We start from the raw sequence: 26,149 nt of genomic DNA, 5'->3' as shown, positions 1-26,149 counted from the left end.
AAGGAGTACGACGCGTGTCCCCTCTCTTTCCTGCCCTGGCCGCGGGTTCGAACCGTCAGGCGCTGCGCTTCGGCGACCGTTCCCTGACCCATGCCGAGCTGGGCGCCGCGGCGGGAGCCCTGGCCGGCCGGCTCCAGGGGGCCGGCCGGGTCGCCGTGTGGGCCACGCCCACCCTGGAGACCGCTGTCGGCGTCGTGTCCGCGCTCCTCGCCGGCGTGCCGGCCGTACCGCTCAATCCGAAGACCGGCGAGCGCGAGCTGGAGCACATCGTCTCCGACAGCGCGCCGTCACTGGTGCTGGCCGCGCCCGGGGACGAACTCCCGCCGGTGCCGGCCGCGCTGAACCGTATCGACATCGACGTACGCGCGACGGGGGCCCCGGCGCTGCCTCCGGAGCCGTCCCCCGAGTCCCCGGCCCTGATCGTCTACACCTCCGGCACCACCGGGCCGCCCAAGGGCGCCGTCCTGCCTCGTCGAGCGATCACCGCCACCTTGGACGCGCTGGCCGACGCCTGGCAGTGGACGGGAGACGACGTACTCGTCCACGCCCTGCCCCTCTTCCACGTACACGGACTGATCCTCGGCATTCTCGGTCCGCTGCGACGCGGCGGCGCCGTCCACCACCTCGGCCGCTTCGAAACGGACGCCGTGGCCCGCGAACTGACCGCCCACGGCACGATGCTCTTCGGCGTCCCGACCATGTACCACCGGATCGCCGAAGCTCTCCCCGACGACCCGGCGCTCGCCAAGGCCCTGTCCGGTGCGCGCCTGCTGGTCTCCGGGTCCGCCGCACTGCCTGTGCACGACCACGAACGCATCGCCGCCGCGACCGGACGGCGGGTCATCGAGCGGTACGGCATGACCGAGACCCTGATGAACACGAGCGTCCGCGCCGACGGCGAGCCCAGGCCCGGCACGGTCGGCGTGCCGCTCGGCGGTGTGGAGGTGCGGCTGGTCGAGGAGTCGGGCGAGGAGATCACGGCGTACGACGGCGAGAGCGTCGGTGAGATCCAGGTGCGTGGGGCGAACCTGTTCACCGAGTACCTGAACCGGCCGGACGCGACCGCCGCGGCTTTCGACGGCGACTGGTTCCGCACGGGCGACATGGCGACGCGCGACCCCGACGGTTATGTGCGCATCGTCGGCCGCAAGGCCACTGACCTCATCAAGAGCGGCGGCTACAAGATCGGCGCGGGCGAGATCGAGAACGCCCTCCTCGATCATCCCGGTGTGCGCGAAGCGGCGGTCACCGGGGAACCGGACGCGGACCTGGGCGAGCGGATCGTCGCCTGGATCGTGCCGTCGGACACGCGGCACCCGCCGACGGTCGACGAGTTGGCCAGGCATGTGGCTGGGCAGCTGTCTCCGCACAAGCGGCCCCGCGAAGTACGGCTGCTCGAAGCGCTGCCGCGCAACGACATGGGCAAGATCGTGAAGCGAGCGCTGCATGGCTGACACCTGGACGGCCCGTGCAGCGATCGACGCGGTGGTGGACGGGGGAAGCTTCGCCGAGCTGGCGGAGGCCCCGGAGCGGTTTCGGGGACCGTCCGGCGCCCTCGACGGTCCGATCGGCTGGCCGGGCTACGGACAGTCGCGCGCCCGCGCCGAGGAGCACACCGGTGAACGCGAGTCCGTCGTCTGCGGGACCGGTTCGGTCGGCGGTACGAACGCGGTCGTCGTCTCCTTCGAGTTCGGGTTCCTCGGGGGCTCCCTCGGGGAGCGCACCGGAGACCGCCTGGAGGCCGCCTACACCGTGGCCCGCGAGCAGCGCCGTCCGCTCGTCTCGCTGATCGCCACCGGGGGCAGCCGCATGCAGGAGGGCATGCGCGCGCTGACCCAACTGCAGCGGGTGGCCCGCCAGTCCGCGCTGCTGCGGAGCTCCGGGGTGCCGCAGCTCGCCGTCCTGCGCGACCCCACGACCGGTGGCGGGTGGGCGACGCTCGGTGCCGGTGCGGACGTGATCCTCGCCCTGCCCGGAGCTCAGGTCGGTTTCGCCGGGTCGAGGGTACGGCCCCCGGGTGCCGATCCGGGCGCGTACACCGCTGAGGGGCAGTTGGCAGCGGGCCAGATCGACGCCGTCGTACGTCGCGAGGACCTCCGGGACTCGATCGCCGCGTGGCTTCGCCACCTGAGCGCGGCCCCCTGGGACGGGCCGCCCGATCCTCCCGGATCGCTCGCCACCGGCTCGGGCCACATGCCCACCCCGACCGGCTGGGAGGCGGTGACGCGGGCCCGCTCCCCCGAGCGCCCGCGCGCCGACGCGTATCTCGCGGCGTACTTCGACCGGGTGCAGGAGATCAGCGGGGACCGCTGCGGGGGCACCGACCTGGGCATGCGGTGCGGTTTCGGGCTGCGGCAGGGACGCTCCGTCGCGTACGCCGCCCAGTGCGGCACCGCGACCCTCCCGGCCGGCTACCGCACGGCTGCCCGCCTGGTCCGCCTGGCCGACCGGCTCGGCGTCCCGGTGCTCACCCTCATCGACACGCCGGGCGCGGCCAACGACGCCGAGGCGGAACGAGCGGGTGCGGGGGCCGCCATCGCGGAGCTCTTCAGCGCCATGGCCACCGTGCGGGTGCCGCTCACCTCACTCCTCATCGGCGAGGGCGGCTCCGGCGGAGCGCTCGCCCTGGCCGCGCCGGGCAATCTCTGGGCCACCCACGGCAGTTACTTCTCGGTGATCGCCCCGGAGGCGGCCGCCGCCATCCTCAAACGCACCCCGGACCGGGTCCCGGAAACCGCCGGGCAGCTACGACTGCGCCCCCAGGACCTGGTGGACCTGGGCATCGCACGCGGGGTGGTGAGCTGACCGAGGGTCACGGAGCGGTGTCCCGGGCGACGGCGGTCCTCTCGGCCGGCAGGCTCGCCGCGGCGATGGCGATGTTGCGGGCCATGCCGCCGAAGACGACGGCGTGGAAAGGCGAGACGCCCCACCAGTACACGTGTCCGAGCAGGCCATGAGGATGAAACAGGGCGCGCTGCCGGTAGCGGGTGCGGCCGGACGCGTCCCGGTCGGCGTACATCTCCAGCCAGGCGAGGCCGGGCAACCGCATCTCCGCCCGCAACCGGAGCAGGTGGCCGCGTTCGATCTCCTCGACCCTCCAGAAGTCGAGCGAGTCGCCCACGCGCAACCGGTGGGCGTCACGGCGGCCGCGTCTGAGGCCCACACCACCGACCAGGCGGTCCAGCCAACCGCGCACGGCCCACGCCAGGGGGAAGGAATACCAGCCGTTCTCGCCGCCCACGCCCTCGATCACCTGCCACAGCGCCTGCGGCGTGGCGTCGACGGTCAGTTCCCGCCGGTCGGTGTAGAGGCTGCCGCCGGCCCAGTCGGGGTCCGTGGGCAAGGGATCGCTGGGTGCGCCGGGTACCGACGCCGACGACCAGCGGGTGGTGACACGGGCGTCCCGGACCCGCTGCAGCGCCAGGGAGAGGGCCCTGTCCACGCCGATCGGGGAACCGGGCGGATCGGGGACGTACGAGGCGATGTCGTGTTCGTGGCAGACGACTTCGTGGCGCAGTGATTCGGCCAGTGGCCGGGCGATCCCGTGGGGCACCGGCGTGACCAGTCCGACCCAGTGGCTGGACAGTCCGGGGGTCAGGACCGGCACGGGGACGATGAGGCGCCGGGGCAGCCCTGCCACGGCCGCGTACCTGCGCATCATGTCCAGGTACGTGACCACGTCGGTGCCGCCGACGTCGAACGCGCGATTCACGTCGGCGGGCATGCCCGCACTGCCGACGAGGTAGCGCAGGACGTCCCGCACGGCGATCGGCTGGATGCGTGTACGCACCCAGCTGGGCGTGACCATGACCGGAAGGCGCTCCGTGAGATAGCGGAGCATCTCGAAGGAGGCGGACCCGGAACCGATGATGACCGCGGCGCGCAGAACGGTCGTCGGCACCCCCGACGCCAGCAGGATCGCGCCCACTTCGCTGCGCGAGCGCAGATGCGGCGACAGCTCGCGCTCCGGCACATTCCGCGGCGTGAGCCCGCCGAGGTAGACGATGCGCCGGACGCCTGCGGCGCGGGCCTGTTCGCCGAAGATCTCGGCGGCCCGACGATCGGTCCGCTCGAATCCCGCACCGGTACCGAGGGCGTGGACCAGGTAGTACGCGACGTCGATGCCGCGCATCGACTCACGTACCGAATCCTCGTCGGTGACATCGCCGCGCACCACGTCGACACGTCCGGCCCAGGGGTGGTCACGCAGTTTGCCGGGGGTACGGGCCAGGCAGCGCACCTGGTGCCCGGCCTCGAGCAGTTCGGGGACGAGCCGGCCACCGATGTAGCCGGTGGCACCGGTGACCAGGCACCGGAGATGCGGTGTTCCGTGCACGTGCGTCATGTGGCGCCTCCGTCTTGACCTGCGTTCGCTCTCTCCCCTACTGAACCTCTTCGGCCTGCCGTGGCGCACGCCGACGCGGCCCTGGACAACGACAACTGCCGGGAATCAGCCGCGCTCGAACCACACGAGTCGCCGACATTCCCCCTGTTCTCGTACCCGCATTGATACTCGCCGTCGTCACGGCTCTGACGAAGATCGCGACCGGTTGGTACGCGGCACGCCGCGCCGGCATCAGGACCGTGGGCCGCTGGCGCGCCGGGGCACCCTTGTGGCCCGCGGCGAGTTCTCCATCGTCATCCCCTGTCTCGCCGGAGCTCCCACCTCGGACAGCACGGTACGACGATCAGGTGTTTCCCGGGCGCTGACGCAGGACGGCTCGGGCGGCTTTGTACGCGAGGGCTGGGTCGTGGGCCGGGCCGGGGGCAGGCCGCCAGACGCCGAACCGGTCGATGTAGGGGTACCAACGTCCGTCCGGGCCGTGGCGGAGCTGGATGTGGGCGGCGGTGTCGGTGATGCGGTTGTCCTGCCGTTCCAGGGGAGCGAGCGCTGCGGGCCGCAGGTGCTGAATGGCTGCTTCGGCGTGGGCGAGGGTTTCCATGTCGCCTGGCCGAGGCTGGAGGTAGCACAGTGCTCCGGCCGGGCCGCCGTACTCGAAAGCCGTGGTGAGCTGCCGCATCCGGAAGGGCGAGAGGTTCAGGTGTCCGGCGGCGGTTTCGAGGCAGGGCTGCCCGTGCTCGGTGGCGGTGAGACGGGCGAGGTCGGTTGCCACGTCTGCGCAGAGGACGGGTTCGGCGCCCTCGTCGAGGTAGGCGGCGGCGCGGTGTGCGGCGTCCGTGATCAGCACGTTCAGCGTCGCCAGCGCCGGGGCAGGGGCCGGGGGTTCCTCGGAGACGGCGGGAAGGGCCGGGCTGGTGTGCTGCGTGTCAATGGTCGGCGCCGGCATCGGCGCCGCCGTCGGCATCGGCATCGGCGGGAGGCACGTGCTCGGCTCGACCGGAAGGGGGGTGCCGCGCAGGAAGGCCTTCAGGTGCTGGTGGGCGCGACCGCGGAGAGTCAGCAGGGCGGCGGGGGCGGTACTGAGGCGTTGGGCGAGCAGGTGACCGAGAGCCGCGGTGTGGGAGCAGACCCCGGGGCCGGACGAGCAGGGACAGGCGAAGCCGATGTCGCCCGGTGCCGGGACGAGGGGGATGCCACGGGTGCGGTCGGATTCGGTGAGCAGGTCGCCGAGGTTCGCCGTACCGGCTGCCCGGGCGAGTTCGGGGTCGTCGGCGACAGCCTTGTAGACGCGGTCCCACTGTTCAGCACTGAGCTGGGCGATCAGGAGCCGGGGGCGAAGGACGGTGCCGTTGTCGAGGGTGAACTTCGTGGTGGCGAAGCCCTGGTTGACGTTGAGGGAGCGCGCTTCCCCGCTGTCGAGGAGTCGCAGTCCCTGGTTGAGGATGTGCGGCTGGTCGGCGGCGGCCTCGAAGGATGCGGTGAAGGCACGGGCCCAGCCGTCGGTGGTGTGCTCATGGGGACTTGTCATCGGCGGGAGGCCCCCAGGCGCACGAGGTCGGCGAGTTCGCTGTCTGTGAGCTGCCCGAATGCCTGGTCGCCGGAGCTGAGGACGGCGTCTTGGAGGGCGCGCTTGTGCTCGAGGAGCTGGTGGATGCGGTCTTCCACCGTGTGCTCGGTGATCAGGTGGTGGACGGTGACCGTGCGGTGCTGGCCGATGCGGTGGGCGCGGTCGGTGGCCTGGTCCTCGACGGCGGCGTTCCAGCTGCGGTCGTAGTGGATGACGTGGCTGGCGCGGGTGAGGTTCAGCCCGGTGCCGGCGGCTTTCAGGGACAGGACCAGCACCGGGTGCCGGCCGTCCTGGAAGGCATCGACGATGCGCTGCCGGGCGTTGGTGTCGAGCCCGCCGTGCAGGAAGACCGGCCGGTGGCCGAGGTGCGTCAACTGGGCGGTGAGCAGGCGCCCCATGGCCACGTAGCTGGTGAAGATCAGGGCGGCTTCGTTGCGCTCGTTGATTTGGGCGAGGAGCTCCTCAAGGGCCTGCAGCTTGGCCGAACGGCCGGCGAAGGCGCGTGCCTGGGAGGGAGCGGGCGCGTCTTCGCGCAGGTAGTGGGCGGGGTGGTTCGTGATCTGCTTGAGGCCGGTGAGCAGCTTGAAGACCAGGCCGTGCCGGGTGATTCCGGCGGAGGCCTCGACGGTGGCCATGGTCTCGCGGACCATCGCCTCGTACAGGGCGGCCTGTTCGGCGGTGAGCTGGACGACGCGCTGCGTATGGATCTTGGCGGGGAGCTCGGGGGCGATGCCGGGATCGCTCTTGCGGCGGCGCAGCAGGAAGGGTGCGACCAGCCGGGCGAGGTGCTGTGCGGCAGCGGAGGTGGTGTCGCGCTCGGCCGCGGTGGCGTAGCGGGACCTGAACTCCTTCAACGGTCCGAAGAGGCCGGGGTTGGCCCAGTCGAGCAGTGCCCACAATTCGCTGAGGTTGTTTTCGACAGGAGTGCCGGTCAGCGCGATCCGGGTCGTGGAGGTCAGGGTGCGCAGGTGGCGGGCGGTGGCGGAGTCGTGGTTCTTCACGTACTGGGCCTCGTCGGCGATCACCGCTCGCCAGGTGCGGCCGGCCAGCTGGGTGTGGTCGCGGCGCAGGACCCCGTAGGTCGTGATCACGATTGCCGTGTCGGTCACTGTGTCCAGGGTGCGGGCCGCGCCGTGATAGCCGGCCACGGGGATGTTCGGGGCGAAGCGGGCGATCTCGCGTTCCCAGTTGGTGACCAGTGAGGCGGGGCAGACGACCAGTACTGGCCCCGCCGGAGCGGTGTCCTGCTGGTGGAGGGCGAAGGCAATGGCGGTGAGGGTCTTGCCCAGGCCCATGTCGTCGGCGAGGACGGCGCCGAAGCCGAGCTCGGTGGTGTGGGCGAGCCAGGTCAGGGCGCGCTGCTGGTAGCCGCGCAGCACCGCGGTCAGCCCCGGCGGGGCGGGCACCGTCTTGTCGGTGTGCTCACCGCTGCGCAGTACGGCGATGACGCGGGCCAGGCCGTCTGCCGGCCGGCAGGCCACCTGCTGCCCGTCGACGCCGACCGTGCCGGTCAGAGCAGCGGTCAGTGCTTCGGTGCCGGTCAGCGGGTCCATGCGCCGGTGGAGGGCGCGGCGTGCGGTGGGCTGGTCGAGCAGGACCCACTGGCCCCGTACGCGCACCAGGGGGCGGGCGGCTTCGGCCAGCGCGTCCATCTCGGCCTCGCTCAGCACCTCGTGGTTCAGGGCGAGTTGCCAGCGGAAGTCGAGCAGGGCATGCAGGGTGAACCGCGGCACCGTGCCTTTGTCCGGCCCGGTGGCCGTACCGATCACGGTGCGGCTGCTGAGTGCGGTGCGCAGTTTCCGCGGCCAGCGCACCGTGACGCGCTGGTCGGCCAGCGCTTCTTCGCTCTCCAGGAGTTCGCGGATGGCGGCTGCCTCCAGCGTGAGAGTGGAGGGCGGGAGCTGGTCGGCGAGCGGGGCGAGAGCGGGGCACGCGGCGGCGGCCCGACGCAGGACTCGGCGCACCCGCGCCTGGAGGCGGCCCCTGTCATTGCCGGGGAGGGGCGCGGCGCCGGACCAGACGTACTCGGCCGGGGTCTCCGTCTTCGGCGCGCCATCCGGTCCGGTTGCGACCAGCAGCCGGGCAGTGAGGCGACCGGCGAGCGCTTGCTCGTCGGTCGGCTCGGCAACTTCCAGGACCAGCGGTGGCAGAGGTCCGCCGTCGACCCGCTCCTCGACCTTGTCCAGCCAAGGCCGCAGCACCCGCGTCTGTTCGGCCGAGAGCGGCGTGGGGCCGGGGCCGGTGTAGGGGGTGGGGCCGAAGGCGGCCGCGGCCGGGGTACGTACGAACGCGTCCGCCATGGCGTCGAGGAACTCCTCAAGCGCCTGACAGGCAGGCCGCGTGCGGCCGCCGTGCACGGTGCTGTGAGCGTGCGCGGGCATCGTGCCGGCCAGCTGGTCCACGGCTCGGCGCGCGTCTTCGGGCAGCGGTCCGACACGCCACATGGCCCGGCCGTCCTCGGTGAGCGCCGGGTGGACCAGCCGGGCCGCGAGCAGCTGCAGGCCGATGCGTACCGCTTGCTCCCAGGCGAGCGTCGAGGGGTGCACAGTTCGCCGGCGTACGGCTGACAGCAGTACGGGGACCGCCTCGCGCAGGGGCAGGCCCCATCCCCTCACCCGCGCCACGCCCGGGCCTGTCGGCGTATCCAGCCATACCTCTTCGCTCGCTTCGGTCAGCGGGGCGGGCAACGGGATGTGGGGCATCGGCCTGCCGTCACCGCGGTGCAGCAGCAGCGCTGCCGGGCGCGCGCCGCGAGCGGGCAGGAGCGTAAGGGCGCACGAGGTGCTCAGCGCTTCAACGGCCACGTCCACGGCCGACTTCCCCGCGCCGCTCGTGCCCATGGTGATGGGCATGGGCATGGGCATGGGCATCGGGTCGGGCTGTGCGGGCTGGGCCGGTACGGCGACGGCCGCAGGAGGCGCCGTGCCCGCGGAGCCGGCCGGTTGCACGGTTCCCTTCTCCGTTGGGGCCGACCCGGTGTCGATTTTGTGGAGTCGTTCGAGGAGCAGAACCGCCGCCGCGCGGCGGGCCTCCTCCTTCGAGCGCCCGGATGCCGAGGCATCTGCCGTGTGGCCGCTGCCTCGGTGCCGGCAGGTGTACGAGCAGGTGAACTTGTTGCGGGGCCCGGGGGTGAGGGTCGCGGTCGGCTTGGTGATCGCCTCCAGTTGCGTGTACTTGTTCAGGAGCTTGACGGCATCCTGTCCCGACTGCGGCAGCGCGATCCGTACGGGCGCGGCGGCCTTGTCGGCGAAGGACACGGACGGTTCGCCAAGGCCGCACACCGAGGCCAGGACGTTCACCGCGGCGTAGTGTTGTGCGGTCTTGCGTGACAGTGCGCTGCGCGGCTGCCCGACAACGACCCCGCCGGCTTCCAGCCGCGCCGTCACCGTGTGCCGACCATCCGCCGGGTCAGGATCCTCCTCGTACACCAGCCGCGCTCCGTCACCGGCCTGTTCCGCGCGCCACTGCAGCAGCGTCGCGGCCGTCGGCGGCATCAGCGCCGCGCGCTCAAGAGCGGCTTCCCGCACTCGGCGCCAGGCGGGCCCACTGGTGTCGAACAGCACTCGCTGGATGTCGCGGTGGCGCATCCGGCCCGCGGCCGCTCGCTGCAAGACCTCGCCCTCCAGCTCCTCCCCCGGCCCCTCACCTGCGGTGATACGGGCCACAAGTTCGACCTCGAACGCCTCAGCTCTCATCCCCGGCAGCGCCAGCCGCTCGTTCCGGCCGGCCGGCGCCACTGTGTCCCCCGCGTCAGGCATTCCGGCCAGGCGGGCCAGCAAGGCGAACTGAGCTCGCTGCCGTGCGTCCTTGACGGTGTCGGCCTGCCGGGTGGGCCCGACGACTTGGCTTCCGGGCGGCCCGATCCTGGCCGACACACTGTGCAGTCGGCTGCCCTGCGGCGTGCTGTGCACCGATTCCTCGTACGACGGCGGGGGCCACGCCTCGACCTGGGTGTGCACCACCAGGATCTCCCCCACCCTGTCGGGTTGCTGGGCCAGGAGGTCCATGATGGTCCGCCGGGCAGGCAGCCAGCCCGGATCGTCCCCCATGACCACGAGCAGCAGCCGCAGATCCCGCGACGACAGACTCGCGGCGCGCGCCCGACTCACCGCATCCGAGGCCAGCTCCGCGACGAAACGCCCCTCCGCCACTGCGGCCTTCAGCGCCTCGTGCCACTCGGCCCCATCCAGCGCGGCAAAACTGGCTTCCACCGCGCAACTGCTCGCCGCGGCCCCGTTCTTCAACGCCAAAACCACTCCTCGCGCCAACCCGGGCCACCGTCCCGCCGCACGGCCCACGACAGGCGCCACGGCCCCACGGCTCAGCCTATGGGTCACCCAGGCCCAACTCGCAGCAGCGTTAGCTCTTAAGGGGCATCGGCATCAAGTCGACGAGTCCACGGGCCCGAGACCGAGCGGCGGTGACGGAAGCCCGGCTTTCCGTGGACAGCTCGTCGGGGTCGACCTGACCGTGGCGCTGCCCGACTAATTCTTGTCGACATCCGACGCGGACCAGGACGGCGGTGAGGCGGAGTCCAGCGGTCGGTGGTGAACAGCGCCGCATGACAACCCGTATGTAACCGGGACCGCTTCCCGCGGCTCCCGACGTTGGTGACGTCGTGTCGGAACTGCTTTGAGGGTGACGGATGACGCACGCACGACGCAGACTGCAGAAGCTCGCGCGGCTGGCAGCCGGCGGCGGACTACTCTGCGGCGGTCTGATGGTGACGACCGCGGTGGCGAGCGAGCCGTCCACCGGACACGGAGACAGGGGCGCAACCGTTCGGCCCGCGCCCGCCGAGCTGGGCGCGAGTCTCGTCTCTCGGCTCGGCACATCCCGTACCGCAGGTAGCTGGATCGGCTCCGACGGGCAACCGGTCGTCGCGGTGACCGATGCCGACACGGCGGCCGAGGTCGGGCGGGCGGGCGCGCACGCCAAACTCGTCCGCCACAGCATGCGCCAACTCCGCTCGGCCACCGATGGGTTGCGCGCTGCCCCCCGGGTGCCCGGCACCGCGTGGGTGGTGGACTACGCGTCCAACAAGGTCGTGGTGCATGCCGACAGCACCGTCTCGGCCGGGGACTGGTCGCGGATGTCGGGCCTCGCCGAGCAGATCGGCGGCTTCGTACAGATGCAACGGACCGCGGGGGCCTTCACCACCAGGGTCAGTGGTGGCGATCCGGTCTTCGGGGGCAGCGGGCGCTGCTCCGCAGGGTTCAACGTCACCGACGGCCGGACCGACTTCGTACTGACGGCGGGGCATTGCGGTTCTGTAGGCACCACCTGGTTCCAGGACGCGCAGGGCACCCAGCGGGTCGGCACCACCACCGCCAGCAGCTTCCCCGGCAGCGACTTCTCCCTTGTCGAGTACGAGAACGGCGACGCGTCCAGCGGCAGGAGCGTAGTGGGCGTCGGCGGAGGCCAGGAGGTACGGATCACCGCGGCCGCCGATCCGTTCGTCGGCCAGCGGGTCTTCCGCAGTGGCAGTACTACGGGCCTGCGTTCGGGCCGCGTGACCGCCTTGAACGCGACGGTGAACTTTCCCGAGGGCACGGTCACGGGACTGATCGAGACAACGGTCTGTGCCGAGCCGGGCGACAGCGGTGGCCCGCTGTTCGCGCAAGGGCTGGCGCTCGGGGTGACATCGGGCGGCAACGGCGACTGCACCACCGGTGGCCTCACTTACTTCCAGCCGGCGACCACGGCGATGGCGGCCCTCGGAGTGAACGTGGCCGGCGCCGCCACGGCGGCCGAAGGCGGTAGTGCCGCGGCCTCGCCCCCGGCCGTCGCCGGAACCTCCGTACCGGGAGCGGCAGAAGGTGTGACGCTGCCTGTCGGGAGCGTCACCCTGCGGACCCTCGTACCGGGACTGCTGGTCGTCGCCGTGAGTCTCCTCGGCCTGATGGCCACCCGCTGGATCCGGTCCGCTCACGACCGCAGAAGCTACCGCAGGCACTACTCCCGGGCCTGGGGCTGATCGCCCTCATCCTCCCGGAGAGTCGCCCTTTCGCGGCGCTCACTCGTGCTCGTCACGGCGCGGTGACCGGACGGACCTTCAGGTCTCGTCCGATCACCGCGCCGGTGCGACCCGCATCCCGGCCTGCCGGCTTCCTCAACCGAGCACTGTCGCAGCCCCTCTGAGCAACAATCCGCACCCCAGTACGAAGACGACGGCAGCCGTGCCCAGCGGGGCCGCGCGTCGGGCAAGCGACAGGACCCGGCCTTGCGAGCGTCGCCGCGTCAGCCTCCGTGACACGGTCTCCTTCAACCGCACTGCCGCGAACCCGGCCCCCGCGAGCGTGAGCGCCAGCCCGACTCCGTACGCCAGGACCAGCAGAAACCCGAACCACGCTTGGCCGAGCGCAGCCGCGCCGACCAGGACAACGACTGCGGACGGGCTCGGGACCAACCCGCCGGCAAAGCCGAGGAGGATGACCCCGCGCAGGCCGGGGGCGGGAGGGACGTGGGAGTGGGAGTGGCCGTGATCGTGCCCGTGGGCATGCTCGTGGTCGTGATCGTGATCGTGACCATGACTGTGCCCATCGGAACTGTGACGCTGTCGCCACGCCCTGCGCAGCAGCAGCGCGCCCGCCCCCGCGACCAGCATGCCGCTCGCGATGCCCAGCCACGAAACGACGGTGGGCGCCGCCGCCGATCCCGCGGCGATCAGGGCGCCCAGCGCGAAGACGCCCAGGGTGTGGGTCATGGTCACCGAAATCCCGAGGGCCAGCACGTCGCGCAGAGAGCTTCGGCCGCCCGCCGTTGCGGCGGCCGCCATCATCGTCTTGCCGTGCCCGGGGGCCAGCGCGTGCAGGGCGCCCAGCAGCAGCGACGCGCCGAGTGCGAGTGCCGCGAAGCCGGCGGTCAGTTCGTGCCGGGCCACCAGCCCGGTCAGCGACTGTGCCCAGCGGTCCGCCCCCCGCGGCAGCACGCCCGCCGCCGCGGAAGCGCTCTCCTCGTCCCGGCTCCCGGCCGCGACCGGCCCGCCGGGAAGGACGGTGAAGGCGGCCGACCGGGACTCGGGCGGCGTGAAGAGCGAATCGCTGGGGTACACGGTCAGCCGCCGCGAGACGGAGTCGCCCGGCACGTCGGCACCCGAGAGCGTCATCCGGTCGCCTCGCGCCGTGATCTCCCGCCACCCCGCTCCGGCCGTCACACTCGCCGGGTGGTACGTCACCCTCATTCGGCCGTCACGCGGCAGCGGCGCCGTCAGCTCGCAGGTTACGCGCAGTGTCTGCAACCCGGCCTCTCCCGGGCGTACTTGAGCCTTCGCGCTTCCTCCGGAGACTGACGCGGTCTTTCCACCCCGTGACGCTCCGCCCCCGATCGTGAGCCGCGCGTCCTTTGCCGCCGCGTCGCATCTCGACCGGGCCCATGCCGAAAGTTCGGCCGAAGCCAGCCGATCGTCTGCGTCGGCGTCGATACGGTTGTGTTCCTGGGCGGCCGGAATCTCTGCCAGGTCCTCGACATGGTCCACCCGCAGCTTCCCCGGAGCGACGACAAGACCGTCGTACTGATTGACGGTGAAGTTGCCCAGGGGGTGCGCCTGCGCCGCCTGGGCGGGCAGCAGGGCCAAGGCCCCACCGGCCACCAGTGTGGCGAGAACGGAAGCCGCGGTACGGCGCTTCATGAGGCATCCCGAAGCCCCGACAGCACGGATTTCGCCTCGCGTGCGGCAGTCGGCGAGAAGCCCGGATTCAGATCCAGCGCGGCACGCAGCCGGCGCCGAGCGGACTTGTCGTCGCCGAGGGCGTGCTCGATCATGCCCCGGTGAAAGAGGAACGATGCGTTCCGATACCCGGGCGTCCCGGCCGTCGCCTTCTTCGCATAGGTCAGCGCCTCCCGATCCTCCCCGTTCGCGTGCAGCGCCCACGCGAGCGCGTCCGCTGTGTGGACGCTCTCGCGGCGGGACCATTCGGCGCGCGCCGACTTCAACGCCGCGGCGACATCGCCGTGGTCCGCCTCGATGTGAGCGGATTCCAGATCGGTGGCGACGCCGTTGGCACGAGCCAGCCGGGTCCACGTACCGACGAGTTCGTACTGCTCCTCGGCCCGATCGGGCTGCCCGGCCGCCTCGTGCAGTTCGCCGAGTGCGGCGAGCTGACCCGGCAGCGGGTAGCGCCGTACGACCTCTTCGAGATCGCGCAGGGCACGCTTCGTCTCGCCCTGCGCGGCATGCGTACGACCGCGCCCCTCCAACGCCGACACATACGCCGGATCGGCGCGCAGGGCGGCCGCGTAATGGTCCCGTGCTCGGCCGTACTGCCCTTGGGACCAGGCCAGTTGGCCGAGCGATGTGGCGACGTACGCCGCATCGGCGGGAGTGGACGCGGATTCCAGCGCGCGCAGCAGCACCTCGCGTGCCCTCCTTGCGTCACCGTGCAGCTCCAGCACGTACGCGTACCGGGTGAAGACCGGAATGCCGGGCCGGCGCCGGTCGGCGAGCTCAGCGGCTCGCAACGCCTGGTCGTAGCGGCCGAGTTCCACCAGGGCGTCGACCCGGGTGGACAGCGCCCGTTCGCTGTACGGGTTCACGCGCAGCGCCCGGTCGGCCTGGCTCAGCGCCGCCCGGAAGTCGTGCCGGGCGGCGGCGAGCGCCGCCCGCCCGGCGAGCGCCGCATCGTTCTCGCCGGGCGGGCGGAGCTTCAACGACCGCCCGAGCGCCTTCTCGGCCTGCGGGTACCGTGTCGGATCACCGCTGGTCCGGGCCTGCTCGACGTACGCCGCACCCAGCGTCGCCCAGCCCGTGGCGTCCTTGGGCTGCCCCTTGAGGTGCTTGTGCAGGGCGTCGATGCCCTGCGCGAGATCTCCGGCGGTCAGCCGCTCGACGGACACGTCCGCCGCGAGAGCGGGCGTGTGCCGCCCGGGCCGCGCCGAGTCGCTGTCGGCCCCGATCGCCACCGAGGTGGCGGTGAGCCCTGCCGCCACCGCCACGACCGCCGCGGTGCGCCACCACCGCGGCCCATGCCATCGTCCGGGCCATCGCTGCTGCGATCGCACGAACTGCGGCTTCCGTACGAGCATCGGTCTCGCCTTCCTCGGTTTTCTCGGGTCTTGTCTGAGGGGCCGCCCGGCCGCGTCGCAGAGCTCATGACGAAATGCGCATGACGAAATGCGCTGCCCTGCCGTCAGGAGAGGGCCGAGCCCCCGGGTACGCGCTTCGCGGACGGAGGTCAGCCGAGCCAGGACCGGCGCGCCGGGTGACGCCGGGTACGCACATAGGCCGCGCCGAGGCCCACCAGCAGCACACCCGCGGCCCCCGAGGCCGCCGAGACGAGCATCACCGTGTTGTCGTCCCACGAGGCGGTGATCGAGGACATCCCGCCCGTCAGGCCCGTCGCGTCCGCCTTGGTGCCTGCCTCGGCCGCCTTCTTGCCGTCGGAACCGGAGGCGGGCAGGGCGACGTACGGGAAGCTGGTGCCGAACTCCTTGTCGTTGGCGTCGACCGCGTCACCCAGGTCGTTCTTCGAACCGACGAGCTCGCCCTCGACGGTTTGCAGGGCGATGTCCAGCACGTCGTCCGTCAGTCGCCGTCCGTTCGGGAAGCCCGCGTTGTCGCCGTCCAGCACGCCCAGCCGCTTGGGCTCCGCGACCGGCTTGATGGAGGTGTTGAGGCGCAGCATCTCCGAGGGGGTGACGTTCGGCGGCTGGTTGACGTCCTTGACACCGGTCAGGAACACCGAGACGAGGTCGTCGCGCGGCTCCGCCGGAGCCTTGATCTTGTAGATCCCCTCGATGAGCTTCGGCAGTTCCGGTTCGGTGACATTCTTCAGGAAGTCGGCGTCGTTCTCGGGCGAGGAGGCGTTGAACTTGTCCTTGTCCTTCACCGGGTTGACGACCTCGTTGACCAGCGGCATGCCCAGCCGGGACACCCGCGTCCAGTCGCCCGAGGCGTTCTTGCGCTCCGTCGTCGAGTAGATGCCGACGATCGGCTGTTCCTCCGACTCGCGGATGTACGAGTTCGGTACCTGCAGGGCGATGGTGTTGACGTTGTAGCCCTTCAGCGTGTCGTTCCCGACCTCCGACAGGTCACCGCCGTACAGCAGGTCGAAGACGCGCAGATCGAGGAAGAACGGATCGTCGGCCTGGCCCGCGAACGCCTTGAGCCCACCGGGGACCTTCTTCACCGCCTGGTCGCGCAGCTTCTGGTAGTCGGGCATCGACGCCTTGCCGACGTTCGACGGGGCGACCGGAAGGTTCTTCGCGACGTTGTGCCGCGAGACGACCTTCGCGTGCTCCAGCCGCAGCAGCTCGATGTCGTAGGTCTGTGTGAAGTTGAGGTCCGGGTCGTCCAGGCTGTCCACCGCACCTGTGTTGTAGAGGAAGGTGTTCTCGTTCTTGCGGTGGTCCTTGAACGTGAACCGGTACAGCAGGTCGTCCTGGGCGTCACCGTCACTGTCGATATGCAGGTCGTAGCGCGCGTCGTTGGCGAAGGTGTAGAAGTTCGGGCCGCCTGCCGGCTCCTGGAAGGGCAGCCAGTTCGCCACCAGAGTCGTCGAATCGGGGTGGTCGGGGCTGACGAACGCGTACACGTCCGTGTTGTCGAACTGAGGCTGCCCCGATATCAGCGGCGCCTCCCGATGGCTGGAGGCGGCCGCCGTCCGCGGCTCCAGCACGGCCACCCCGGCGGCTGCGAGCCCCCCGCCTGCCAGCGCGCCACAGGCGAGCAGAGCGATGCTCCCGCGACTTCGCCAAGTCCACACACTTCTGGTGATTGCGGCCATCTCGTCCGTCCTTCGTCCGTGATCTCGTCCGTACCGGCGTGCTTGTACGTCCAGTACGTGCGCCGCGCCCGTCTTGTTCGGTCTCGGTCGCTCAAAGATCGGCGCCTTGCCCGACGCCATGTCCCACGAGAGCCACCGGCCGCTCCGACGTACCGCAGTGAGTCAGGCCCCGTTGAGGGCGCCCGCACGGAAGAAGTCGCTGCTCAGGCGTTGGGGTCGAACGCAATGCCGGCCGGCTTGGCCTTCTCGAGGTGGTGGTTGAAACTGCCGTCCTTGAGACCGAAGACGGCGCTGCCGAAGTCGGCCTGACTCAGCTTGTCGCGGAGACCGGCGGGGTAGCCGTTCCAGCCGACCAGGCCGGGGAACTGCCACCCGTGGTCGTGGTTCTCCGGCGGCTCGTCGTTGGAGTTCGCGGGGCGGAAGCAGTGCGTGCTCGCGCCGTCCTTGTGGTAGACGACCTTGGGGTGCGTCCCGTCCCACCGGATCCGGTCACGGCTGTGGATGCCGAAGTCGCCGTGGGCGGAGGTGGAAACGTACCGGGCCTCGCTGTTCTGCACCCACACCACGACGTGCTCCCAGTCGTGACGGTGCCCGCCGAGCCCGCTGCCGGCCACGGCTTGGTCCTTCTCGAAGTAGAGGCCGTACATGATCGCGCACCAGCCGTTGTTGCACTTGGAGCGCGCGTATCCGTTGGTGTTGTCGAGATCCCATGCGTCGCGGCACTGACCGTTGAGGGCGCCGGACGGCTTGAGGCCACCGTTCGTCGTGCCGTCGGGGCCGATGGCGGGAGTGGGGTAGCAGCCGTCCGTGTCGTAGTCGTAGGCGGGCTGGAACGTCTGCTCCAGTCCGTCCGCTTTGGCGGGCAATGCCTTGGGCGGGCCGGCGAGGGCGCTGCCCGGAAAGGCGACGACGAGCGCCATGGCGCTGCCAAGGATGAGCGAAACCTTGCGGATGCGCGAGCTCGTCTTCACTGCGTCCTCCTGGTCGACCACGGCATGGGGCACGCGATCTGGTTGACATGCCCATCACAGCTACTCCGAACCTCGCTGCACGCCGAGCGTCGGCGCGTGTCAGAGCGATGAAGGGTCAACCAACAGGGGAACCGGGCGATTTGAGCCGCGAAGGACGACGGTGCGGGACGCGGCCCGACGGGGGTGGCTCGCCCTGTGCCCCGTCCGCCTCCCGGAAACGGTCAGCCTCGGCGGTGTGCCGGCAGCTCGTACGGCGGCGAGGTGAACCGGCCCACTGTCGGGTGCGCCGATTCGGGGCGATGCTCCGCCAGGCCGTCGAGGCGCTCCCCCATTCAGGGCACAGCCGCTCCGCCATCCACCGCAGCATCCCAAGGTGCCGGAAAGGTCGTGTTAGTTCTAGGTTGCGAGGTTCATGTCGTACTCGACAATTCGGTGTTCCAGGAGGGGCCCGTGACCGGGAGAACTGGTCCATTCGCATCTCAGCCCCACCCCGGCATCGACGGCGCCGCGAGCAACCTGCTCCTGCGCACCGGACGGTTCTTCACCCCCGGCGAAGTTTCGGCGGACCTGCGGACAGTGACGAAGGAGGGGGGACGCGACGGCGATGTCTTCTACCGGGACCGCTGGAGCCACGACAAGGTCGTCGCCTCGACCCATGGTGTGAACTGCACCGGGTCGTGCCGGTGGAAGGTGTACGTCAAGGACGGGATCATCACCTGGGAGACGCAGGAAACCGACTATCCGTCCGTCGGCCCGGACAGTCCCGAATACGAACCGCGCGGCTGCCCGCGAGGTGCCGCGTTCTCCTGGTACACCTACTCCCCCACCAGGGTCCGCTACCCCTACGTGCGCGGTGTGCTGCTGGAGATGTATCGCGAGGCCAAGCTGCGCCTGGGCGACCCGGTCCTCGCCTGGGCCGACCTCCAGGCCGACCCCGAACGCCGCCGCCGCTACCAGCGGGCCCGTGGCAAGGGCGGTCTGGTGCGGGCCGGCTGGGAGGAAGCGGTGGAGATCGTCGCCGCCGCGCAGGTGCACACCATCAGGACGTACGGCCCCGACCGCGTCGCCGGCTTCTCGCCGATCCCCGCGATGTCGATGGTCTCGCACGCCGCAGGCGCCCGCTTCCACTCGCTCATCGGCGCACCGATGCTGTCCTTCTACGACTGGTACGCGGATCTTCCGGTCGCCTCCCCCCAGGTGTTCGGCGACCAGACGGACGTACCCGAGTCGGGCGACTGGTGGGACGCCGCCTACCTGATCATGTGGGGCTCCAATGTCCCGGTGACCCGCACTCCGGACGCGCACTGGATGGCGGAGGCCCGCTACCGGGGTCAGAAAGTCGTCGTGGTCGCCCCCGACTACGCGGACAACGCGAAGTTCGCCGACGAATGGCTGCACCCGCACCCGGGCACGGACGGTGCGCTGGCCATCGCCATGGGGCACGTAGTGCTCAAGGAATTCTTCATCGACCGGCAGGTGCCGTTCTTCACCGACTACGTGAAGCGCTTCACCGATCTGCCCTTCCTGGTGACGCTCACCGAGAAGGACGGCGGCTACGTACCCTCCAAGTTCGTCCGCGCGTCCGACCTCGGCGAGGCGGGCGGGGGCGGCGAGGGCGCCGAGTGGAAGACGGTCGTCATCGACGAGGTCACCGAGGGGCCCGCCGTACCCAACGGCTCGCTCGGTTTCCGCTGGAACGACTCCGGGCGCGGCAAGTGGAATCTCGACCTGGAGCAGATCAGCCCCAGGCTCTCCCTGTACGGCGCGGCCTACAGCGACGGCGCGGAGGTGCTGCTGCCGCGCTTCGACAACGAGGGTGGCGTCCACGGTCAGGGGCGGGGCGAGATCGTACGCCGGGGCGTGCCCGCCACCCGGCTCGGCGGGCCCGACGGGCCACTGGTCACCACCGTCTACGACCTGATGCTGGCCCAGTACGGCGTGGCCCGTGACGGCCTCCCCGGTGAGTGGCCCGCCGGCTACGACGACGCCGATGCGCCCGGCACGCCCGCGTGGCAGGAGGTGCACACCTCCGTACCGGCGGACCGGGCGGTCAGGATCGCCCGGGAGTTCGGCCGTACTGCGGAGCAGTCCGAGGGCCGGTGCATGATCCTGATGGGCGCGGGCACCAACCACTGGTTCCACTCCGAGACGATCTACCGGTCCTTCCTGGCGCTCCTTCAGCTGACCGGATGCCAGGGCCGCAACGGGGGCGGCTGGGCGCACTACGTCGGCCAGGAGAAGTGCCGGCCCGTGACCGGATGGGCGACCCTGGCGGCGGCTTCGGACTGGTCCCGCCCGCCCCGCCAGATGATCGGCACGGCGTACTGGTTCCTCAACACCGACCAGTGGCGCTACGACCAGTTCACCGCCGACGTCATGGCCTCGCCGCTCGGTGAGGGCCGGTTCAAGGGCATGACGGGCGCCGACTGCCTGGCCGCCTCCGCGCGGGCCGGCTGGATGCCCTCGTACCCGGCCTTCGACCGCAATCCGCTGGACCTGGTCGACGAGGCCGAGCGAGCGGGGCAGGACCCGGCGGCGTACACCGTCGGGGAACTGAAGGAAGGGCGGCTGGGCTTCGCCTGCGAGGACCCCGATGCCGAGGAGAACTGGCCCCGCGTCCTGACCCTGTGGCGCTCCAACCTGCTCGGTTCGTCCGCGAAGGGCGCCGAGTACTTCCAGCGTCACCTCCTGGGCACGGACTCCTCCGTCAGCGCGCGGGAAGCGGGCCCCGCGTCGCGGCCCCGTGATGTGAGGTGGCGGGAGAAGGCACCCGAGGGCAAGCTCGATCTGCTGCTCTCGATGGACTTCCGGATGACGTCCTCGACGCTGATGTCGGACGTCGTCCTGCCTGCCGCCACCTGGTACGAGAAGCACGACCTGTCCAGTACGGACATGCACCCCTTCGTGCACTCCTTCACTCCGGCCGTGGACCCGCCCTGGCAGGCGCGTACGGACTTCGACGCCTTCCACGCCATCGCGCAAAAGCTCAGCGAGCTGGCCGTCACCCATCTCGGCACCCGCCGCGACCTGGTCGCCACCGCCCTGCAGCACGACACCCCCGGTGAGATCGCCCAGCCCGGCGGGGTCGCCCTGGACTGGCGGCGCGGCGAATGCGATCCGGTGCCCGGCCGTACGATGCCGTCGCTGACGGTCGTCGAGCGCGACTACACGGCGATCGGCGCCAAGATGGCGGCCCTCGGCCCGCTGGTGGAGGAACTGGGCCTGGCCGTGAAAGGCATCGTGCTGCGGCCGGACGAGGAGGTCGCGGACCTGGCCGCCCGTAACGGAACGGCCCCGAGCGGGCCCGCGCAGGGGCGCCCGCTCCTGGACACCGCCGTCAAGGCCTGCAACACCATCCTGGCCCTGTCCGGCACCACCAACGGCCGCCTCGCCACCCAGGGCTTCCACACTCTGGAGCAGCGGACCGGGCAGGAGATGGCGCATCTGGCGGCCGAGCACGAGGGCAAGCGCGTCACCTACGCGGACACCCAGGCCGCGCCGGTGCCTGTCATCACCAGCCCGGAGTGGTCCGGCAGCGAATCGGGCGGGCGCCGCTACACCGCGTTCACGCTGAACACCGAACACCTCAAACCCTGGCACACGCTGACGGGCCGGCAGCACTTCTTCATCGACCACGACTGGATCCACGAGCTCGGCGAGGCGCTTCCGGTCTACCGGCCGCCGCTCGACATGAACCGGCTGTTCAACGAACCGGTTCTGGGGCCCGGCGGAGAGCGGGAGGTGACAGTCCGATACCTCACCCCGCACAACAAGTGGTCGATCCACTCCGAGTACCAGGACAACCTGTTCATGCTGTCGCTCTCACGGGGCGGACAAGTGATCTGGATGTCTCCGCAGGACGCCGACGCGGTCGGCGTCAAGGACAACGACTGGATCGAGGCGGTCAACCGCAACGGCGTCGTCGTCGCCCGCGCGATCGTCTCGCACCGCATGCCGCAGGGCACCGTCTACATGCACCACGCCCAGGACCGCACGGTCGGCGTACCCAGGACCGAGACCACCGGCAAGCGCGGCGGCGTACACAACTCGCTGACCCGCCTGATCCTCAAACCCAGCCATCTCATCGGCGGTTACGCCCAGTTGTCCTGGGCGTTCAACTATCTCGGCCCGACCGGCAACCAGCGCGACGAGGTCACGGTCATCCGTCGCCGCTCGCAGAGCGTGGAGTACTGATGAGGGTCAAGGCCCAGGTCGCGATGGTCATGAATCTCGACAAGTGCATCGGCTGCCACACCTGCTCCGTCACCTGCAAGCAGACGTGGACCAACCGCGGGGGAATGGAGTACGTCTGGTTCAACAACGTCGAGACCCGGCCGGGGCAGGGCTATCCGCGGCGCTACGAGGACCAGGAGCGGTGGAAGGGCGGCTGGGAGCTCAACAAGCGCGGGAACCTCAAGCTCAAGGCCGGCGGCAGGTTCAAGAAGCTCGTCACCATCTTCTCCAACCCGGTCCTGCCCGAGATCAAGGATTACTACGAGCCATGGACGTACGACTACAAGAACCTCACCGACGCTCCCCTCGGTGACGACTTCCCGGTCGCCCAGCCCCGCTCCCTGATCAGCGGCAAGCCCATGAAGATCGAGTGGAGCTCCAACTGGGACGACAACCTCGGCGGCGCCACCGAGCACGGCGCCCAGGACCCGATGGTCGTCAGGACCCGCGAGAAGGCCGCGGAGAAGGTGCGGTTCGCGTTCGAGCAGACCTTCATGTTCTACCTGCCGCGCATCTGCGAGCACTGCCTCAACCCGTCGTGCGTGGCCAGCTGCCCCTCCGGCGCGATGTACAAGCGCGACGAGGACGGCATCGTGCTCGTCGACCAGGACCAGTGCCGCGGCTGGCGGATGTGCGTGACCGGCTGCCCGTACAAGAAGGTGTACTTCAACCACCGCACCGGCAAGGCCGAGAAGTGCACCCTGTGCTACCCCAGGATCGAAGTCGGGCTCCCCACCGTCTGCTCCGAGACCTGCGTGGGCCGGCTGCGCTACCTCGGTGTCATCCTCTACGACCTGGACAAGGTCCTCGAAGCCGCGTCCACGACCGAGGACACCGGCCTGTACGAGGCGCAGCTCGGCGTCTTCCTCGACCCCGAGGACCCCGAAGTGCGGCGGGCCGCGGAGCGCGACGGCATCACCCACCAGTGGATCGAGGCCGCCCGCCGCTCCCCCGTGCACGCCCTGATCAGCAAGTACCGGGTGGCGCTTCCGCTGCATCCGGAGTACCGGACCATGCCGATGGTCTGGTACGTACCGCCGCTCTCCCCCGTCGTCGACGCGCTCACCGAGACGGGCTTCGACGGCGAGGACGCGGACAACCTCTTCGGGGCCATCGACACGCTCCGCATCCCCCTGGAGTACCTCGCGGAGATCTTCACGGCCGGTGACGTCGGTCCGGTACGGGCCTCACTGGAGAAGCTCGCGGCGATGCGCAGCCACATGCGGCGCATCAACCTCGGTGAGAGCGCCGACGATTCGGCGGCGCGGGCGGTCGGCATGAGCGGGGCCGAGATCGAGGCGATGTACCGGCTGCTGGCCATCGCCAAGTACGAGGACCGTTACGTCATTCCGACGGCGGCCCTGGGCGACGCCCGGCGCCTGGAGGAGTCCGCGGTGCCCGACGCGTGCAGCCTCGACTTCGACGGCGGTCCCGGCATGGGCGGCTCGGGACCCTTCGGCGAGGCCTCGGGCCCGGTACCGGCCGTGGCAGTGGAGAACTTCCACGCCCTGCGCGACCGCCAGAGCGCGGACGACCCGGCCGACCCCACGGCGAGCCGGGTCAACCTCCTGAACTGGGACGGCAACGGCCGCCCCGACGGATTGTTCCCCGGCCCCGGCCAGGAGAGCTCCGAGCAGGGGGCGGGCGAACGATGAACCGTGACATCGCGGTGGTCCGTACGATCGCCGGCCGCTGCCTCCAGTACCCCGACGCCACGTTCCACGAAGTACTGCCCCTGATGCGCTCGGCCGCCGAGGAACTCGGCAACACCTCGCTGCGCGCCTTCCTCGACCACGCGGCCGGGAGCACCCCGCAGCGGCTGGCCGAGGACTACGTCCAGGTCTTCGACTTCAAGAACCGCCGCTGCCTGTACCTGAGCTGGTGGACCGACGGAGACACCCGCCGTCGCGGCATGTCCCTGGTGGGCTTCAAAGAGGCGTACCGCCGTCACGGCCTGGAGTTCACGGGCGAGGAGCTGCCCGATTTCCTGCCCGCTGTGCTGGAGTTCGCCGCCACCACGGGCGACTCGGGCATGCTGATCCGCCACCGCCCGGCGCTCGAGCTGATCCGCTTCTCGCTCGCCGAAGGCGACACTCCGTACCGCCACCTGCTCGAGGCGGTCTGCGCCACGCTTCCCGGCCCGTCCCCCAAAGACCGCGCCCAGGCCCAGGTCATGGCCCGCAGCGGGCCGCCGCGCGAGGACGTCGGGCTCGAACCGTACGGCCTGCTTCCCCTCCTGACCGGAGAAACCCGATGAGCGCCGGCACCCTGCTCCTGTGGAGCGCCCTCCCCTATGTCGCCGTCGTCCTGCTGATCGCCGGTACCGTCTGGCGCTATCGCTACGACAAGTTCGGCTGGACCACCCGTTCCTCGCAGCTGTACGAGTCGAAGCTGCTGCGGATCGCCTCGCCGATGTTCCACTACGGCATCCTCTTCGTGCTGGTGGGACACCTCATGGGTTTGTTCATCCCGGAATCGTGGACCGACGGCTTCGGCCTGAACGAGCACACCTACCACTGGGTGTCACTCGTCGGAGGCACTCTCGCGGGCGTCCTGACCGTGGCAGGCATCGCCCTGCTCATCTGGCGCCGCCGCACCACGGGACCGGTCTTCATGGCCACCACCCGCAACGACAAGCTGATGTACGTCGTCCTCGGCTCGGCCATCGCCCTCGGCATGTGGGCCAAACTCACCCACGCGACGGGCGGTGGCTACGACTACCGCCAGACCATCTCGCCCTGGGCGCGCAGCATTTTCTACTTCCGGCCCAAGGCCGAGCTGATGAACGACGTGCCGCTCGCCTACCAGATCCATGTCGTCATCGGCCTGGTGCTGATCGCCCTGGTTCCGTTCACACGGCTGATCCACATGTTCAGCGCGCCCGTGCAGTACCTCTTCCGGCCCTACATCGTCTACCGCAGCCGCGACCCCAGACAGCTCGGCGCGCGCACCCCGCGTCGCGGCTGGGAACGGATCGACTCCTAAATGACCACGCGCCCCGCACCCGCCTCGACGGGCGAGCAGACCGCCTCCCCGGCCGCGTACCGCAATCTGGTCGTGGCGACCCTCGGATTCACGCTCACCTTCTGGGCCTGGTCCCTGATCGCGCCGCTGGGCGCCGACTACAAGGACCGGCTCGATCTGAGCTCGTTCCAGCAGTCGCTGCTCGTGGCCGTGCCCGTGATCGTCGGCTCGCTGGGCCGGATCCCGGTGGGTGCGCTGACCGACCGGTACGGCGCGAAACTGATGTTCCCGGTGGTGTCGGCGCTCACGATCGTGCCCGTGCTGCTGCTGATTCCGGCCCGTAACTCGTACGCGGCCACGCTCGCCGTCGGCTTCCTCCTCGGCCTCGGCGGCACGACGTTCGCGATCGGCATCCCCCTGGTCAACTCGTGGTTCCCGGCCGCCAAACGCGGCCTCGCGCTCGGCGTCTTCGGCATGGGCATGGGCGGTGTGGCACTGTCCGGCTACTTCACGCCCCGCATCGCCAAGCACGGCGACAGCCTGCCCTTCACCGTCGTCGCGGTCGCGCTGGCCGCCTACGCCGTGCTCGCGACGACGCTGATCACCGACCGGCCCGACCGCCCGGTGCCGACCGCCTCGCTCGGCAGCCGGCTCGGCCGGGCCGGGCGGCTGCGGGTGACCTGGGAGCTGTCCGCGCTGTACGCGATCGGCTTCGGCGGCATCGTCGCGTTCGGCGTGTACCTGCCGACGTATCTGAAGACCTGGTACGAGCTCGACCCGACCGACGCGGGCACCAAGGCCGCCGGATTCGCGCTGGTCACCGTCATCTTCCGGCCGATCGGCGGCTGGCTCTCGGACCGTGCCCATCCCGCGCTGGTCACCTCCTGCGCGCTCGCCTTCGTCGCCCTGTGGGCGATCGCCCAGGCCTTCGACCCGATGCTGGACCCGGTGGGCACGATCGCGCTGCTGTCCATGGCGGCCGGGCTCGGCACCGCGAGCGGCAGCGTGTTCGCACTCGTCTCCAGAGTCACGCCGCAACCGCAGCTGGGCAGCGTGACCGGGATCGTGGGCGCGATGGGCGGGCTCGGCGGTTTTGTACCGCCGCTGGTCATGGGGGCGGTCTACAGCGCCAAGGACTCGTACTCGATCGCCTTCATGCTGCTCTCCGACCTGGCGCTCGCGGGGTGCGTGTACGCGTACGCGCGCATGCGGTCCGCACGTCCGGACGAAGCGCACGCGTAGTGGCTCGTGAGCGGCGTCCAGGGCGACGTGGGTCACCATGCCGCCACTGCGGCTGTGAGCCCGCCCATAGGCCATGGATCACATACGAGGCACGGTAGGAGAAGCC

The 26,149-nt window shown here is 70.7% G+C and carries 15 protein-coding genes and 1 pseudogene; 9 read left to right on the top strand and 7 right to left on the bottom strand.

Annotated features, from left to right (window positions below; all coding sequences use genetic code 11):
• The first annotated feature begins 14 nt into the window (after positions 1 to 14).
• Both AC1P0E_RS30820 and AC1P0E_RS30815 read left to right on the top strand, forming a co-directional pair.
• Positions 15 to 1,454, top strand: coding sequence for an acyl-CoA synthetase (locus tag AC1P0E_RS30820; RefSeq protein WP_482745374.1), 1,440 nt, complete (start codon positions 15 to 17; stop codon positions 1,452 to 1,454).
• Positions 1,447 to 2,805, top strand: a complete 1,359-nt coding sequence (locus AC1P0E_RS30815) for a carboxyl transferase domain-containing protein (protein WP_482745373.1) — start codon at positions 1,447 to 1,449, stop codon at positions 2,803 to 2,805. Before AC1P0E_RS30820 ends, AC1P0E_RS30815 begins: the two co-directional genes overlap by 8 nt.
• A gap of 7 nt (positions 2,806 to 2,812) precedes the next feature.
• On the opposite strand, the gene AC1P0E_RS30810 is transcribed toward AC1P0E_RS30815, so the two are convergent.
• Entirely contained in the window at positions 2,813 to 4,345 is a 1,533-nt protein-coding gene (locus AC1P0E_RS30810; RefSeq protein WP_482745372.1) for an SDR family oxidoreductase, read from the bottom strand.
• A gap of 122 nt (positions 4,346 to 4,467) precedes the next feature.
• Between AC1P0E_RS30810 and AC1P0E_RS30805 the strand changes: the two are divergent.
• Positions 4,468 to 4,655: pseudogene (locus tag AC1P0E_RS30805) on the top strand (cation:proton antiporter); the annotation flags it as partial.
• 33 nt (positions 4,656 to 4,688) lie between these two features.
• Here the strand turns inward: AC1P0E_RS30805 and AC1P0E_RS30800 are convergent.
• Both AC1P0E_RS30800 and AC1P0E_RS30795 read right to left on the bottom strand, forming a co-directional pair.
• Positions 4,689 to 5,870 carry a hypothetical protein gene (locus AC1P0E_RS30800; protein WP_482745371.1) on the bottom strand — a complete coding sequence of 394 codons (1,182 nt, stop codon included), beginning with the start codon at positions 5,868 to 5,870 and terminating at the stop codon, positions 4,689 to 4,691.
• Positions 5,867 to 10,120, bottom strand: a complete 4,254-nt coding sequence (locus AC1P0E_RS30795; protein WP_482745370.1) for an SNF2-related protein — start codon at positions 10,118 to 10,120, stop codon at positions 5,867 to 5,869. The genes AC1P0E_RS30800 and AC1P0E_RS30795 overlap by 4 nt, the downstream gene beginning before the upstream one ends.
• Before the next feature lie 434 nt (positions 10,121 to 10,554).
• On the opposite strand from AC1P0E_RS30795, the gene AC1P0E_RS30790 reads away from it, so the two are divergent.
• Positions 10,555 to 11,886 (top strand): S1 family peptidase, encoded by a 1,332-nt coding sequence (locus AC1P0E_RS30790; RefSeq protein WP_482745369.1) that lies wholly within the window; start codon positions 10,555 to 10,557, stop codon positions 11,884 to 11,886.
• Between the two features lie 135 nt (positions 11,887 to 12,021).
• Here AC1P0E_RS30790 and AC1P0E_RS30785 read toward each other — a convergent pair whose 3' ends face one another.
• The 4 genes from AC1P0E_RS30785 to AC1P0E_RS30770 all read right to left on the bottom strand — a co-directional run bounded on the left by AC1P0E_RS30785 (position 12,022) and on the right by AC1P0E_RS30770 (position 17,604).
• Positions 12,022 to 13,539, bottom strand: coding sequence for a HoxN/HupN/NixA family nickel/cobalt transporter (locus AC1P0E_RS30785; RefSeq protein WP_482745368.1), 1,518 nt, complete (start codon positions 13,537 to 13,539; stop codon positions 12,022 to 12,024).
• On the bottom strand, positions 13,536 to 14,933 hold the full coding sequence (locus AC1P0E_RS30780; protein WP_482745367.1) for a tetratricopeptide repeat protein: 1,398 nt from the start codon (positions 14,931 to 14,933) through the stop codon (positions 13,536 to 13,538). The genes AC1P0E_RS30785 and AC1P0E_RS30780 overlap by 4 nt, the downstream gene beginning before the upstream one ends.
• 149 nt (positions 14,934 to 15,082) lie before the next feature.
• Entirely contained in the window at positions 15,083 to 16,633 is a 1,551-nt protein-coding gene (locus AC1P0E_RS30775) for a DUF4331 domain-containing protein (protein WP_482745366.1), read from the bottom strand.
• A 203-nt stretch (positions 16,634 to 16,836) separates the two neighbouring features.
• Complete coding sequence (locus AC1P0E_RS30770) at positions 16,837 to 17,604, bottom strand: NPP1 family protein (RefSeq protein ID WP_482745365.1); 768 nt, start codon at positions 17,602 to 17,604, stop codon at positions 16,837 to 16,839.
• A gap of 495 nt (positions 17,605 to 18,099) precedes the next feature.
• Between AC1P0E_RS30770 and AC1P0E_RS30765 the strand changes: the two genes are divergently transcribed.
• Genes AC1P0E_RS30765 through AC1P0E_RS30745 form a run of 5 tightly spaced genes read left to right on the top strand, consistent with a single transcriptional unit; the run spans position 18,100 to position 26,043 of the window.
• A complete protein-coding gene (locus AC1P0E_RS30765) occupies positions 18,100 to 21,798 on the top strand; it encodes a nitrate reductase subunit alpha (RefSeq protein ID WP_482745965.1) in 3,699 nt (1,232 codons plus the stop codon).
• The gene (gene narH, locus AC1P0E_RS30760) at positions 21,798 to 23,492 is read left to right on the top strand and encodes a nitrate reductase subunit beta (protein ID WP_482745364.1); all 1,695 of its coding nucleotides are present in this window, start codon (positions 21,798 to 21,800) and stop codon (positions 23,490 to 23,492) included. The genes AC1P0E_RS30765 and narH overlap by 1 nt, the downstream gene beginning before the upstream one ends.
• Positions 23,489 to 24,094, top strand: a complete 606-nt coding sequence (narJ, locus tag AC1P0E_RS30755) for a nitrate reductase molybdenum cofactor assembly chaperone (protein ID WP_482745363.1) — start codon at positions 23,489 to 23,491, stop codon at positions 24,092 to 24,094. Before narH ends, narJ begins: the two co-directional genes overlap by 4 nt.
• The gene (gene narI / locus AC1P0E_RS30750; protein WP_482745362.1) at positions 24,091 to 24,822 is read left to right on the top strand and encodes a respiratory nitrate reductase subunit gamma; all 732 of its coding nucleotides are present in this window, start codon (positions 24,091 to 24,093) and stop codon (positions 24,820 to 24,822) included. Before narJ ends, narI begins: the two co-directional genes overlap by 4 nt.
• A complete protein-coding gene (locus tag AC1P0E_RS30745; protein WP_482745361.1) occupies positions 24,823 to 26,043 on the top strand; it encodes an MFS transporter in 1,221 nt (406 codons plus the stop codon).
• Positions 26,044 to 26,149 lie beyond the last annotated feature (106 nt).

Source organism: Streptomyces sp. TRD_SC_5 (assembly GCF_056836825.1).
Note: the sequence above shows the minus strand (reverse complement) of the source record. Positions and strands in the feature narration are given on the sequence as shown.

What these genes read in the sequence shown, in the direction of transcription:
- AC1P0E_RS30780 (WP_482745367.1), bottom strand. Translation starts at nt 14,933, where the DNA reads ATGCTCGTACGGAAGCCGCAGTTCGTGCGATCGCAGCAGCGATGGCCC.
- AC1P0E_RS30745 (WP_482745361.1), top strand. Translation starts at nt 24,823, where the DNA reads ATGACCACGCGCCCCGCACCCGCCTCGACGGGCGAGCAGACCGCCTCC.
- AC1P0E_RS30800 (WP_482745371.1), bottom strand. Translation starts at nt 5,870, where the DNA reads ATGACAAGTCCCCATGAGCACACCACCGACGGCTGGGCCCGTGCCTTC.
- AC1P0E_RS30815 (WP_482745373.1), top strand. Translation starts at nt 1,447, where the DNA reads ATGGCTGACACCTGGACGGCCCGTGCAGCGATCGACGCGGTGGTGGAC.
- AC1P0E_RS30810 (WP_482745372.1), bottom strand. Translation starts at nt 4,345, where the DNA reads ATGACGCACGTGCACGGAACACCGCATCTCCGGTGCCTGGTCACCGGT.
- narI (WP_482745362.1), top strand. Translation starts at nt 24,091, where the DNA reads ATGAGCGCCGGCACCCTGCTCCTGTGGAGCGCCCTCCCCTATGTCGCC.
- AC1P0E_RS30790 (WP_482745369.1), top strand. Translation starts at nt 10,555, where the DNA reads ATGACGCACGCACGACGCAGACTGCAGAAGCTCGCGCGGCTGGCAGCC.
- AC1P0E_RS30785 (WP_482745368.1), bottom strand. Translation starts at nt 13,539, where the DNA reads ATGAAGCGCCGTACCGCGGCTTCCGTTCTCGCCACACTGGTGGCCGGT.
- narJ (WP_482745363.1), top strand. Translation starts at nt 23,489, where the DNA reads ATGAACCGTGACATCGCGGTGGTCCGTACGATCGCCGGCCGCTGCCTC.
- AC1P0E_RS30775 (WP_482745366.1), bottom strand. Translation starts at nt 16,633, where the DNA reads ATGGCCGCAATCACCAGAAGTGTGTGGACTTGGCGAAGTCGCGGGAGC.
- narH (WP_482745364.1), top strand. Translation starts at nt 21,798, where the DNA reads ATGAGGGTCAAGGCCCAGGTCGCGATGGTCATGAATCTCGACAAGTGC.